A 14,175-nucleotide genomic window follows, 5' to 3' on the forward strand; every position below is an offset into this window, starting at 1 on the left:
AAACAAATAAAAAAAGAGCCGGATTTTCATCATAGCTCATGTATGAATTGGTTCTGTATGTGTACATGTTGGATAGTAAGAACAACCAAGAAACTTATTTCCTGTTTTATTTGAATTCCAAAAGTCTGCTACTCTGCCTATTGATAAAGAAAATGAGTTGTAAACTCACTTTCTTTCTTTTTTTGTTTGAAATCGATAACTTTTACCCCACTTGGACTAACATTATAAGTTATTGTTACAACATGATTAGGTGGATTGTGAGCGTTAGTATACGTTCTATATTTAGCTACTACAATAAAGGTCAAGGTATATTTTTGAGAACGCTCAATTTTTATAATCTTTGTATCCGTTAAACTATACTGGTGTTCTGGTCCAAGTTTACTTCGGATAATCTCACTTGCGTAAGGAGCTAATAAAGTATTATAAGAATCATAAAAATCTTTATTAGATATATTTTCTGCCTTTCCTTCTATTGGAGATGTAAATAAAACCATCATTATAACTCCGCAAAATGTCATTAACAGTTTCCATTTAAACATATAATTAACTCCAAACTTACTGCATAATATGGATTAGATTGCGTAAATAATAGAGGATTATTCATTTGCAGTATTTTTAACAGCGCCTAAATAAAAAGAAAAAGAGCTGGATTTTCATCACAGCTCATGTATTGATTGGTTCTGTATGTGTACATGTCGGATATTGTGAACAGCCAAAAAACGTATTTCCTGTTTGATTTGAATTACGAACGACTAAACCATGTTTACATGTTGGACATTTCCGTGCTGCAGGTGTTACCCCTTGATACACATCTTCAGCCGAATATTCGGGATTGATTTTATTAATCAATTTCTGAAGTTCTACACGATCTATTAGTTTTACATTACAAACTTCCGCTAATTCTTTCGCCTGCCTTGTATACACACTGTTCGTTACAACCCAGCCCTCTTGTGCCTTGTAATAGGCTTGTGCTGCATATATCTCCTGTACGGCACTGATGCCTACTCTATTTTTCATTCCGTAGCGTTTCGCCTGGATTACAATACGATTTTTTCCCTTCAATACCAGATCTGCTCCGAAATCATTTGACTGCTTTGTGACTGTTGGAGAATAACCCAACTCTCGAAAGAGAGCTTTTAGATATACTTCAAATTGATGTCCGTCCATTTTATCTATATAACGAATACCGGACTTAGCCATTCGCTTTAATATTCTTCGCTCCTGGAACTTCCGGTACATAAATTTACAAATATGAAAAAGAACATAAAGGATAAAACCATACATCAAAATTTGTAATATGTTTGGCATTTCTGGTAGATTAGACACTTCGCTCCACCTCTTTAATTGGTTTCATTTTCTTTGGTTGGGCTGTTTCTTTTGCCTGTTTTTCACTCACTTGTTTCTTCCGGACATCGTTCCAATCCTTTTCATTCGTTGGAATATCCTCTTTAAGATCTACAAAGCATTTCATTGTCTGAATGAAGTCTTTCCCAGCTTTATCATTATCAACTGCCATAATGACTTCTTTAATATCGTGCCCTTCTTTTTTCGCATCCATTAAAGATTGAATTACTGTTTTTGACTTCAATCCATGCATAGAAACCAGGCGAGCGTTTTGTATCTTATTTTGTTTGATACTCCAATGAGATAACATGTCGATAGGATCTTCATAAAAATAAATCTTATCCGGTTTACCTAAATCAACCGTAAAACCGGCATTGATTTTTTCATAATTCGGGACAATTTGCTTAAAGCTTCCTCTTTTATTCTCCATTTTGACTGTACCTTGACGGTTCATTCCAATGACTTGCCCTTTGCCTCCTTCTTCTCTCCATTTGAACACCACGTTATTTTTCTTATCCTGGGCAATGAGATCCTTTTTAATCAGCCAATTCACCAGGCGAGGATCTATTTTCCGTTTATGAATTAGATATTCCTTTATCTCTGTTTGCTTATTTACTTCCAGGTGTTTTGGGTAACTAAATGGCTGCTGCTCTTTTTTACGCTCTTCTTCAGCTTTTGAAAGATCAAACTCTTTGTAGTCCCCCTTCTGAATGTCCATCACAGCTTGTGGAAATGTCATGTCATAGTACATCATGGCAAAGCTAATCGCTCCATACCCTTTTTCTCCTCGACTATTCCAGGCGTATTGATTCCCTTTAATGATGAGACTATCATGTTCCGTATGACGATAATAATTTCCTTCTTTCTTAAACGTTTCTCCTTTTGCTTCTAAATATGAAATCAAGTCAACTTTTCTTGCTTTCATCGCATCCTCCGCACTGACATATGCCATTACGGAATCCCCCCTTTACTCTATAAAATGAAATAAAAAAGAGGACTATTCCGTTTCCTAGTCCTCTTTTGCTACTTATTGTCTTGATATAAAAAAAGAGCTTTACTAACAAAATACTTAAACACCGCATTTTTGAATCAGTAAAATTCTTTTTTGTTTTTTACTTTATAACTACCTTCGTCCTCAAATTTAAATTTTCATAAGGTTTTACAATACTATAAAAGGAAATGAATTTTTAATATTAATACCTTTGCTTCCCTACCATTGTCTCTATAAAATCATTAATAAAGTATTTTTGATTTAATTTTAAACCAATGCGAACTCCTGTAGATTCTGCATCTGAACGAAAATCAGCAACGGTTTGTCCTCTAAAAGATTTTAAATCAACTTCTACTTTACGATACATATATTGAAAAAAACTAGGGTTAGCTATTGCGCTCATTGCAACTACATCATGTAAAGGAGCGCCTTTAATACTTTTATTCAATTTTTTATAGGCACCGTAATAATAATCATAGATTGGTTTGATTAATGATTTGAATGGACTATTTGTATGTTCCACAATATAATTCACTTCGTTTGGGAGTAATACAGCTGAATTTGTTACATTTAAAGGAATCATTGTTAAATTTTTTGTTTGGTTAATTACAAACTGTGTTGAAACAGGATCACCATATGCATTTGCCTCTGCTACAGATGTGACATTTCCGGGTTGTAAGAACACTCCAGACATGATATATACTTCCTTTACACTTTGCATTAGTTCTTTCCAAATATTTAATACCATCGCAAGGGACGTAGATCTTCCTACATCTATAATTGTTAACTCTCCCTTGTACTTTTCAATAATTTTAGGAATTAAACTAAAATCATGAACAGGACTAGTTGTTACACTTTCAGGAGGCCGAATAGGACCAAGTCCCTCTGCACCATGAATTTCTGGATAATAAGTAGTAAATCCATTGAAAAATGGTAAAGTTGCACCACTTATAACAGGGATATCTTGTCTTCCAGCCAATTGCAAAAGATACAAGGCATTTCGAGTTGTTTGTTCTTTGGTAACATTACCGTAACTCGTAACAATTCCAACAATTTCAATCTTAGGATTTAGTAGACCATATATGATAGCTAAAGAATCATCAATACCTGGATCGCCAAATAACAATACTTTCTTCAAGGTATATCTCCTTTCTTGCAAAAACTAATTTTATAAGACAAGCCTTATACCATTTATATGTAAGAAATTAGTGTATTTATGACGCATGTTTTGAGATACTCCCTCTATAAGTAATTTTCTACTTAACCTCACATAATACGGCTTGCTCCCTAGATACCTCTGTAAGTTTCTAAATCTAGGTGATTTTAATAATTCAACAGCTACATTCGGCTTTTCAGCAATAAGTAATGTTTTCCCAATACGTAATGCCTCCTATTAATCTTTAATTTCAGTTTCACGCTTCCATTTCTTATTTCATCGCTTTTTCACTATTATCTGACCAAATAATAATAGCAATATGTTCAAAAAGACTGCTACAAGGAACATACAGCCCGCAAACAGCCATACATTCATGGCATTCTCTCCTTTCTTTCTATAAATAAGAAAGAGGACTTTTCCTTTCACCCTCTTTCATTTTTAGATATAAAAAAATCACTTTTCGTTTTCTCAATTGAGTAACAAAAAATGATTTAATCTGGTGTTCCTGCTATACAATTTTTCATCGTTCCATTTCCATTGTTTCTTTGTTTCTACTCGATTTCTTTGTAGACTTCGACTGATCTACATTACCTGGCTCTGGCTCTTTGTCTTTTTCTTTATGATTCGTTTGTTTTCCGTTCAATGGCTGAAATTTTTTATCTATATCCATTACCTTTGAGGTTGTAGACTGATTCACTGTTATTCCTTCTTTCCCAAGCTTCTCATCCACCTGATTTTCTAATTTTACTACGTGTTCCTGGCTTACCAGCTCATTATCAATCGAAACATATTTCGTTGTATAATACCGCTCTTCAGCTTTTACACGAGTGACAATACTATCAATATTATCTGGTGTTTCTTCATATTGTGAACGTCTGTATGCTTCGAATTTTCGGCTTAAGTCATTATCTAGTGTAGTTGATTCTTTTTCTTTTGAAAGTTGAATTTGTTGATCTAAAGAGACAATAGGTGCATATCCTTCCTTTTTCATTTCTTTATATAATTCCACTTCTTTTTCATTAAATGAGTAATCTTTTTGTGCCTCCGCTTTATCAACTAAGTTTCCATACCGTTCATCCTTTACCAATTCATCTAGACTCATATTTGCATCCTTTTCATAAACAACAAATGACAAATTTCCTCTCCCATCAAAGATAGAACTTTGAACCTTTTCATATAAATCTGGTTTCAAAATGTTATCTAAGGGGTAATCTTCTCGTTTCCCGTTCTTTTCCATTAGGAAAACAGATAAATCTTCCCGATTTGTTGAATCTTGATTCCATACAGATAAATAATCAATATCTTTTGTAACAGCATCCATCATGTGGATTCTTGCAAGCTCTTCATCTTGTATACCGTTTGCTAATACTTCAATTGTAACTAAGTGATTGGGTGTCTCTTTCAGTTTTTCTACTGTACTTTCCTGTGCTTTTTCCATCGGTATTTCTTTGTTATTTCTATAATTCATCACTTCATCTCGTAACGCTTGTTTTACTTCATCCGATAAATACCTTTTCTCGTTTAATACTTGTTCATACGGTGTCTTGTAGTCCCCATCCCCCATATCCAAACGATCCATACTCACAAGCTCCATTCTCCCAAAATCTCTATCTACTTCTTTTGGAATGGCAATATGATAACGAGTGTTATTATATGGTACGTATTCATCCCTTTCTCTTGCTTCCTCTTTTGCTTTTTCAATATTTTTAATGACTTCAGCCATTTTTTCATTGGCCTCTCCAAATGGAATCAACTGACTACCTTTAAAATTTTCGTTTTCGCTCCACTGAACTAACATAGTTGGACGATTTATTTCATTTTGATTTAGTGCTGCATACTTTTCTTGATTTGCCACGTTAAATGCATCAATAAATTCTTTATCACTCAATTTTTCTCCACCTTCTACAGGTTCAAACTCACGGTTCCTATCTGCTTGTTCCCTTAACTCTGCAACAGAAACAAGTTTTTGTGTCGTGTTACTTAAACTCATAAATTCGACCAATAAAATATTTTTTTCGTCCTGTTTTTCATTTTGATTTGCCATACTTTCCACCTCTTTTTCATTTATTTGTTCTTTTTCCTTTTCTAATGTGTTTTCAATTGTCTCAATAAATTCAATCGAAGTTTCATGTACTTCTTTTAATAATCTCGTTTTATCTTTCATTTCTTTTCCTTGTGTCCAGCTCGCTAAATATCCTAATGAATATTCGCTTGTATCAATTCCAAAATAAGAAGAAACAGCGTAAGCTGTCATTTCTGCTTGAAACTCTTTTTCTGGTGCTGTGTAATTCATATGTGTCTCTGCTGTATGAAGTTTGGCATGTGCCAATTCATGAAGAAGTGTTTTAACATTTTGTAATTCACTGTTTCTAGGATTCAAAGCAACCTCTTTTGTTAAGGTGTAACTAACTCCCTTTGCGACCCCAAGTTCTTGCTTCGGCTCAATAATTTTTACACCGTTTTTTTCCGCAATGGCTTCCATTCCTTTATACAAACTCTGGTAATCCGTAACGCTCCCTTCTAGCCAACGATTCGGAAAAATACGAGGTAGATCTTCCGCTTTTGCGTTTGTTTGAGACAGGTCAAACACATGACCGACAGCAAAATATAAGCGACCAGGCATCACTTCTACGCTTTTAGATTCAATTTGTTTCTTCTCTTCCTCATTTGCCTTAGTTACTGTTTTCCAAGTGCCTTCTTTGTCCTTAAATTTTGCTACAGTTCGGTTTGGAACAAGGATTTTTATTCCTTTCTCACCCTTCTTAACCGGAAATCCTTTTTCTTTCCAAAAAGAAAAGGAACCAACTGCACTGGCTCCCTGGAATTGACTTTGTATTAATGAAATATTAGATGGTGAATAGTGATAAAACTTTGCCATAAAGGTTAAGTACTCTTTTAAATCTTCCGGTGTACGAAAATAACCTTCTACGCTTTTTTCCATCTTTTTTGTTAAAGCTTGCACCGCTTCTTTCTTTTCTTCTGGTGATTTCGTTTGATACTTTTTCTTATAACTTTTACTCATGATCTTCTCCTACTCTTTCACTCGCTTTTTGTAATTCCTCCATTTCTTCTTCATTCCAGCTCTCAGCTGTATCAAAGAAAAGCTCATGAGTTTTTACATTAACCGGAACTAACATATTCTCTTGATTCATGACATGAACTGCAAGTTCTTCCTCTTGTTCTCGTGTAATTTTGATTGTTAGTTCTTCCTCTTTTACTAGTAAAACAAGTTCACCTTCCCCTACTTCTTTAATGACCCCTAATGCGATATCTTCATGAAATAATAACATCCTACTAACCTCCTGTTTTTTTATAAAAAGAAACAATGTAGCTTACGTTACATTGTTCTTTGATGCCTCATAATCTATACGTTTTTGTCTTGCATTACTAATTCGTTCCGCTACAACTTCTTTGGCTATCTTCACACTTCCCATCTCTTGTTTATCAGTCGTAATAAGACTATCTACGCCCTCTAAAAAGAAATAACCATTTAATAATTCAATTAAAATTTGCGTATTTCTATCCGCACTATTTGCACCAAGACGAATTTTTGTTAGTTCACTTTTCAACACATCGTGTAAGTTTCTTGATACAACTTCAGAAATATAATTCAATGACCATTCTGAAGTTTTTGATGCTTGATGCTCCATACAAATTTTCGATATAGCATCCCCTGGATGTGTAATATTATTTTCATCCATATAGTCTTGAATGTATTGATGTACATCTTCACTCAACGATAATTTCATTCGAATTTTTTCATTCCCCATGATCTAACCCCTTTCATTTTCATATGCACTTTCCCTTTGCATACGCTCATAATACTTTTGGTTCTTCCAACTTTCATATTCACTTTTAAAAGCTCGTTCCACTTTCCTCATAGAATACTGAATAGATACATTCTGTTGGAATCTTTGAAACGGCTTTGATTTTTTCAAATGATGGATTCTCTTTTGTTCTTTATCATATGCCTTCATTTCTTGTAAAAAGGCGTTACCCATTCTTTTATACAAGTCATTAATTTTATTCGTCTTGTAATTTTCATATTGCTTCTTATCATACTTTCCTTCCCCATATGCTTCTTTAAAAACTTGCACTTCTTTATCTAACTTTTTGAGAAACTGATCGTAATCTTTTTTATGATGATGTTGAATATATCTACTGCTTAATTTATCAATTTCCGGCTTTAATGATTGAATCGTATTGTAGCTATATTGCCACTGTCTTTTATCACTTGGTAACTGTTTATAGATTTGTAAAAACAACGGTTTCAGATGTTGATTACGCCAATCAAAAACGGAATCCTCTTTTTTCCTTCCTACCATATTATTTCGAATCAGATCATTAATTTGCTTTTGTTCCTGCTTACGATCTAATAGATTATTTACGACTTTCCCCTTCATCGCATCTAATGTTTTTGGTTTTCTTTTACCACGTTCTCTTGTTGGAAATGGCTCAACAGTTGCTACATGAATATGAATATTGTCCGTGTTAAAATGAATAGCTGCTGACCAGATTGAACTTTTTTCTATCCCCTCTCTTTTTTGCATTTCCTTCATCGCAAGCCGTGTTACATCCATTAACTTTTTTTCATCCAATGTTTTTGTTTTCTCATCATAAATCCCTTGTTTCTCTAACCAGGGATTATGAAAAGAAATGACATCTTGCCACATGATACTTCCATTCTCATGAGCGGTTTTAAACATTTCCTTTAAGGACTTTTTCTCACTTTCTGTTAAACGATTTGCGTGCTCCGTAAATAGTGCCGATGTCTTTTCTGAATTCCCCATATAGTCTTGATACGTTTCGAACATTTTCGGATTCAGCTTCACTTCACTTTTCGCTTCCTCTCGATCTACATACTCAATATAGTTCTGAAACGCATCGGAACTTGGTAACACAAATTTCGTTTTTAAAACAACACCCGGTGTGACGGAAGACTGAACAGGAACCGCATTACTCATTTTCAATATCCTGCATCATCAGTTGAATAAACTCATTCATTTTTTCCATTGCGCTATAACAATCACTCATCATATGGATGTTCTTTTCAATGAGATTTTCTAATTCCATTTCCCTTTTATTTTGCTGCTGAAAAAATGCCAGCATTTCAATTTGAGCTTTCAAAAATTTTTGCCGGGATAATCCTTTCCTCTTTGCAATTTCATCTATTTTCTTTACGGCAATTGGATCTACTTCTCTAATTCTGATTTCCACTTTTCCCTCTCCTTTCTGCAAATCTGGGTAGAGATCAAAAAATAGTGAGAAGAGCATAAGGGGTTTTTGTTCCCACCTAAGGTGTGAAGCTAGGCGAAGCCTAGCAAAACGATGGGAACAAGGAAAGAAGTTGAATGTCCCCATTACGTCCCTATTTTTTTTTATTAATGTCTCCATCATGTCCCGTTATTTTTTCTTAACGTCCCTTTCATGTCCCCTTATTTCACCTCAACGTCCCCATTGTGTCCCTATATCTTTTTTCACTTTTTATTAATTTCTTGTTCCTTTTGCTCTAACTTTTTGATCTTATCTCGTGCAATTTTTTGTTCCCCTTTAAACAATTCCACGTTCTTTTCTGATGATTTTATTTTAGATTCTAAGGATGCTATTTTTGATTGTGTTTCCGTTTTTTCTGCTTCAGTTTGGTACTTCATTTCATCTTGTAATTCTTTTACTTTTTCATAAACTGTCTTCGCATTTTCTTCTTCCAGTTTGATTGCTTTCCCATAATTTTTTATCTTTGTTTCGATATCCTTTTTGTCTCTTTCTATAAAATCTAGCTCATATGTTTTTTTATCTTCAGCTATCAGTTCGTCATTCGCTTTTGTTTTTCTTTGATCGGTAAAAATCGTTTGAACTAATTTATTTGGACTTTTTGTTGATGCATTTTCTTCTTCATATTCGTTCACATCCTGTGTAAATTTACGAATATCCATTTGTTCTTTCTCACTATTTTTATTGTAAATATCAAAAGCTAACGCTCCCCAATTCGGAGATAAGTCTTTTACTTCTACAACGTATTTTCCGTTCTCCTCATACAATACTTTGACAGGTAATTGAACACCTGGATTTGATTTTTGCTGTGCTTTAAATGTATATCCTGTTTCCTCATATCCTTCTAATCGAAAGTAAATTTGTATAAAGTTTTTATGTGGATTGTATTCCCTTTTCTCTACAATCAATTTCCCCATACCCGACAACTTAATTACTTTATTTGTCTCTGTATGGAATAGTTTTTCATCATTTGGCATGTAAATTTTTGATGTCAAGAAAGCGAAAAAACCCAAAAATAGAAAGCTGATAATTGTTAAGTAGATCCACGACTTATTTTTTCTTAGATTGATTCTTTCACTCTTCTTACCAATTGCACCTATCACACTCTCACCCCACCTTTTTCGTTATAAAACTTTCATATTTAACTCTTCCACACTTGTAACTCGCCATGTTTCCTTATCTTTTTTCATGATGATTCGTAACACATTGTTTACTTTTTCTTCTCGATTTTGCGTTGAATCTGTCGTGACATTTATAAATTCAGCTAACACATTTACTTCCTCTTTATCCGGTTCATTTTCTTGTAAATAAAACTTCATTTCTATTGGTTTTGTTTTATACGTATCTCCTAGTTCGTATTTATCAGTTGGATAAAATTGTTGTAAAAGTTCTTCACTCATAATGGATTTTGCTTTTTCTTTTCGCTCACTGTAGCCTTCTTTTTCTCGATGAAATGATAATTGAATAAACGTTTCGGCTGTCGATAAATACGCCCTTCTCTGTTGTTCTTGTGCGGAAGGAAGCACCTTATCCAGTCGTTTTTTTAAGTCTTCATTTTGCTTTGTTAGTAATTCATTTGAAAGTTTTAACTGTTTTTCTTTACCATCACTCATTGATTTTTTACTCAAATAGATATTAAAAGCTGTTACACCTACAACTAAAATGACAAACACAATAAACAAAGATTTTCGTTTATCTTTCATTCTTTTAGTCTCCTATTCTTTCGGTTTTTAGAACCTTCTTACATGACCAGAAAAGACCTTTTTCCAATACGGATTATTTAAATCTTCAATAGAAACACCTTTATTCGTTTGGCAACCAATGAAAGTATTTTTATCAATTACAATGCCAACATGCCCATCATGTTTGTAAGTATCAAAGAAAATAACATCACCCGGTTTCATATCATTTGCTGATACTTTTGTACCGATTTTATTTAATGTTTCCGTACTTACAGCTCCTATCGGACTGGTATACATCCCTACTTGTTCGAATGCCCAACGTACAAAACTTGAACAATCAAATATCCCTCTTGCAATGTCATTTGTGTTACGTCCTCCACCAAATACATAGGTAGAACGTCCTATCCATTGGCGACCTACATCAGCAACTTTCGAACCGCTACTTCCTCCACTTCCTGGATTTCCTCCGCCACCAGAAACGACAGAACCTGGCTGATAATATTTTAAAACTGCGTCAACGTACAAAATATCGCCGTAGCACGCTTGATATGGTACGGCTTCTGGTCTAAGGCAATGGTACATTCCTGTATGTTTCACTTTTTGATATTGTTGTTGTGAAAATTTGATTGCTAATTCTTTTGTGTACTTGCCACCATTTGCACCAACAAAATCAAAAAATCCTGTCCCGAAATTGTAGGCTTGAATGGCTGTTTTAATATGATCCATGTCCCCAGGACTCGTTACTCCGGCTCTTTCTATCGCATGTTTAAACTCCTGAACACCAGCCCAAATACTGTAATCTGGATCTGTAATACAGTTCGGTGATTTACAATATTTCGTATTAAATGCGCCTTCAGAACTCTGCATTGGATCACTACCACGTCCTCCACTCTCTTGCATCATTTGTGCAAGCATTAAAGCAACAAACGGTTCCACACCAAACTCTTTCGCATGCTTCCGAATAGTTGGCTCCCATTTTAAAACTTCGGGTGAAACATTCATGACTTGCCCTTCACCTGTATAGGTAATATCACCCGTGTCTGTTCCACTTTCGCCACCCATTGCCGCAATAAAAATGCTTACTACTCCAAGTAAAAGAAAAGAAAAAAGACCCATCACAAGTAGTGCTAAAGTGATGAGCCATTTCTTTGGTATAATCTTTAAAACTAGATGCATAGTATTAAGCACCTCCCCCGAATAACATCAATTCTTCATCTGTTACTTCTACATGAAAATGAATGTTTTTTACAGCCCCAATACTTAAGATGACATCCCCTGTTGGCAAATGTGGAATCGCTGCAATCTCACTTTCACTTAACTGCCCTGCAAATACTTTTCGTAACATATCTAAACTGTTATTATCTTGCTGCATAATAAATTTGTACTGTGTAAGTTCAAATAACTTTTTAATTTCATCAATCATTTCTTGTGAAGATCCTTCCGGTACAAAATCTCGAATTGTATGACTTGCATATAAAAGACCTGCAAAGTATTTTCGATCTTCACGACTAAGTTTTGTTAAAAATTGTAGCGCATGAGCGCTTTCTTTTTTTGTGTTTATGATATGATGCGCCTCGTCAATAATAATGAAATAACGAGTTACATCTTCAAAAGCAAGTTGCTTTTTGTTAAAGGCTTTTAATTGAGGCGCACCATTTGAAATCATTTCATTCCAGAGGAGATTTAACACGTTAAATATCTGTGCCTGGAATACCTCTGGTTTAAAACTGGATATATTCCGTAAGGAAAAAGATACAACCTGTTCTTTTTTGAAATCTTCAATGGTAGTAGGCCCATCAAATAATTCTGCATATGCTTCTACTAAATTTACAAGATTTAATTCAATCAATTCTAAACGATGTTTTCTGCTTTCTCCTAAATTCTCATGATGCTTTCTAGCTTCTACATCTTGATATAGTTCTTTACGAACAAACATTAAAAAGTCAGAGAAAATCGGATATTCTTTTGATTTTCTTGTTGTAATTTCATTTTTCGCTCCTTTTTCGTCATTCCATAATCCCATACGAATATATAATTTACGAAGCAAATTTTCATATTCTTTAATTTCATCATCTTTTGCTTCTGGCGCAATGAATCGATAAATAATTGTCAGTTTAGATAAATGCTGGGTAAAACTAACTTCCTCACTTTCTGCTGTCTTATATACTTGAAGTGGGTTAATCTGACCTTGTGATCCATCTAACGCTATTGTCTTTCCACCTAGCTCTTCTACTGTATCTGTAAACTCTTCTACAACATCAAATATTCGAACAAAGTGACCCTTACTTGCATAATCCACCGATTTCTTTTTTAACAATGTTGATTTTCCCGCACCAGATTTTCCAATCATTACACCGTTATAACTCTTTCTTTGATTATCTTTATGGAAGATATCAAAAATAACATTTCCTTTTGTTTTCGTTGTTCCATAATACGTACCGTATGGATCGTGCAAATAAGAATAATGAAACGGACACCCACCAGCCAAACTGACTGCCGGAATTTCTTTCCCTTTTCTTCGGTTCACATAATTTTTTTGTGTATCAAAGCTCGTTACGAGTGCATCCCATTCATACTCTTGTTCATTTAAAAAGACAGCTCCTCGAAAGTTATACGATTCTAATGTTTCCAGGATTTCTTTTACTTGTTTTTCTAGCTCATCTATTGTTCTAGCGGAAACATAAATACGAATGTGAATACGTTTCATGACCTCACCTTGTTTCAAATCCGTATAGAGAGCTTCCAGCTCTAAAAATTCATTTTTCGCATCGATCCGATCTATATTATCCTTCGCTGTATCATGTCGAACACTTTGTTCACTCATGGATTTATTAATCGATTCAACAACTTCATTTCGATTATCACTCATGACATCTAATGTTGTGATCACATTTGGCATATTCATAATTTGCTCTAACCAAAAATCATTTACCTCTGTTGGATAATCATAGACATGAATGCAAGTACCTAATCCATCACCTGTTTGAAAATAACTTTCTTTAAAACTAATTCCCCCTTGTGGCTGAACTCTAGCCACTAAATAAGGGTTGTAGCCTTTCTTCTTTTTTAGTTCTTCTTGTTTTTCCTTTTTGGATTTTTTACTTTTGAACGCAAACATATTGTTTCCCCCTTACTACCATATATTTTTCGTTCCTAATTTTGCATTTTGATTAAACAATTTAAACATAAGCTCTAACTTTTTCTCTTCATCCACCTCTAATAGTTCAGTAGAGCGTTTGATATATCGCTTTGCTGCATCTACACGTTCTTTTACGATTAATTCCGTTTCTCCGTAAATGAATAAGAAGGCTTCCCGATTTGTTCTGCCCCATTCTAAAAACTGAAGTTCTTTTAACTTCTGATTTAAAATCCGCTCATACAAAGGACTGGTACATTCTTTTATTTTCTTCTCTATATATCGTTGCTGTTCAGTTGTTTGACATGGGAAGTTTAAAAAAACGAGTTTAATGGACTGTTTGTAGGCTTGATAAAAATACGCATGTGAGAAAATAACAAATGCTTGCTCGTCGCTATTCTTAGAGAACATATCATCACCTTCCACTTGAAGAATTTCTAAAAACTCCTCATTTTTCAGTTCAAATATGCCATCCTCTGTCATGTCTACAATTTGCATAATTTCCGCAATACTTTTCTTTACCTTTGGTGGTGCTTCTTTCTTTTTTCTAGATAAAAAACCTAACAGTTTTGGATTTTTCTTTTTCGAAGTGTCT

Annotated in this window: 14 protein-coding genes and 2 pseudogenes; all 16 read right to left on the reverse strand. The window is 34.2% G+C overall.

The genetic code is table 11. The features are described 5' to 3' along the window. Window positions 1-36 precede the first annotated feature (36 nt). A pseudogene (locus MR160_RS29605) lies at window positions 37-117 on the reverse strand (restriction endonuclease); the annotation flags it as partial. Window positions 118-137: 20 nt separating this feature from the next. After that, window positions 138-539 (reverse strand): DUF3888 domain-containing protein, encoded by a 402-nt coding sequence (locus MR160_RS29610; protein WP_242298881.1) that lies wholly within the window; start codon window positions 537-539, stop codon window positions 138-140. A 124-nt stretch (window positions 540-663) separates the two neighbouring features. Continuing rightward, on the reverse strand, window positions 664-1,326 hold the full coding sequence (locus MR160_RS29615) for a restriction endonuclease (protein ID WP_242298882.1): 663 nt from the start codon (window positions 1,324-1,326) through the stop codon (window positions 664-666). After that, a complete protein-coding gene (locus MR160_RS29620) occupies window positions 1,319-2,296 on the reverse strand; it encodes a DUF3991 domain-containing protein (protein ID WP_242298883.1) in 978 nt (325 codons plus the stop codon). Before MR160_RS29620 ends, MR160_RS29615 begins: the two co-directional genes overlap by 8 nt. 241 nt (window positions 2,297-2,537) lie before the next feature. Then, complete coding sequence (locus tag MR160_RS29625; protein WP_242298884.1) at window positions 2,538-3,473, reverse strand: nucleoside hydrolase; 936 nt, start codon at window positions 3,471-3,473, stop codon at window positions 2,538-2,540. A 132-nt stretch (window positions 3,474-3,605) separates the two neighbouring features. Then, window positions 3,606-3,713 (reverse strand): annotated as a pseudogene (locus MR160_RS35405) (DNA topoisomerase I); the annotation flags it as partial. Between the two features lie 298 nt (window positions 3,714-4,011). Next, complete coding sequence (locus MR160_RS29630; RefSeq protein WP_242298885.1) at window positions 4,012-6,513, reverse strand: LPD25 domain-containing protein; 2,502 nt, start codon at window positions 6,511-6,513, stop codon at window positions 4,012-4,014. Further along, complete coding sequence (locus MR160_RS29635; RefSeq protein ID WP_242298886.1) at window positions 6,506-6,781, reverse strand: hypothetical protein; 276 nt, start codon at window positions 6,779-6,781, stop codon at window positions 6,506-6,508. Before MR160_RS29635 ends, MR160_RS29630 begins: the two co-directional genes overlap by 8 nt. A 42-nt stretch (window positions 6,782-6,823) precedes the next feature. Continuing rightward, window positions 6,824-7,261 (reverse strand): hypothetical protein, encoded by a 438-nt coding sequence (locus MR160_RS29640; RefSeq protein ID WP_242298887.1) that lies wholly within the window; start codon window positions 7,259-7,261, stop codon window positions 6,824-6,826. 3 nt (window positions 7,262-7,264) lie between these two features. Further along, window positions 7,265-8,455 carry a MobP2 family relaxase gene (gene mobP2 / locus MR160_RS29645; RefSeq protein WP_242298888.1) on the reverse strand — a complete coding sequence of 397 codons (1,191 nt, stop codon included), beginning with the start codon at window positions 8,453-8,455 and terminating at the stop codon, window positions 7,265-7,267. After that, window positions 8,448-8,708 carry a hypothetical protein gene (locus MR160_RS29650; protein WP_098161881.1) on the reverse strand — a complete coding sequence of 87 codons (261 nt, stop codon included), beginning with the start codon at window positions 8,706-8,708 and terminating at the stop codon, window positions 8,448-8,450. The genes mobP2 and MR160_RS29650 overlap by 8 nt, the downstream gene beginning before the upstream one ends. A 260-nt stretch (window positions 8,709-8,968) precedes the next feature. After that, on the reverse strand, window positions 8,969-9,865 hold the full coding sequence (locus MR160_RS29655; RefSeq protein ID WP_095691643.1) for a hypothetical protein: 897 nt from the start codon (window positions 9,863-9,865) through the stop codon (window positions 8,969-8,971). Window positions 9,866-9,886: 21 nt separating this feature from the next. Then, window positions 9,887-10,465 carry a hypothetical protein gene (locus tag MR160_RS29660; protein ID WP_000653493.1) on the reverse strand — a complete coding sequence of 193 codons (579 nt, stop codon included), beginning with the start codon at window positions 10,463-10,465 and terminating at the stop codon, window positions 9,887-9,889. Window positions 10,466-10,492: 27 nt separating this feature from the next. Further along, on the reverse strand, window positions 10,493-11,620 hold the full coding sequence (locus MR160_RS29665; RefSeq protein ID WP_242298889.1) for a bifunctional lytic transglycosylase/C40 family peptidase: 1,128 nt from the start codon (window positions 11,618-11,620) through the stop codon (window positions 10,493-10,495). Between the two features lie 4 nt (window positions 11,621-11,624). Next, on the reverse strand, window positions 11,625-13,562 hold the full coding sequence (locus MR160_RS29670) for a VirB4 family type IV secretion system protein (RefSeq protein WP_065486272.1): 1,938 nt from the start codon (window positions 13,560-13,562) through the stop codon (window positions 11,625-11,627). 15 nt (window positions 13,563-13,577) lie between these two features. Then, a partial coding sequence (locus tag MR160_RS29675) for a hypothetical protein (protein WP_242298890.1) occupies window positions 13,578-14,175 on the reverse strand: 598 nt, incomplete at its 5' end.

This window comes from Bacillus cereus group sp. BfR-BA-01382, assembly GCF_022663475.1.
GTDB classification, from domain to species: Bacteria; Bacillota; Bacilli; order Bacillales; family Bacillaceae_G; genus Bacillus_A; species Bacillus_A thuringiensis_S.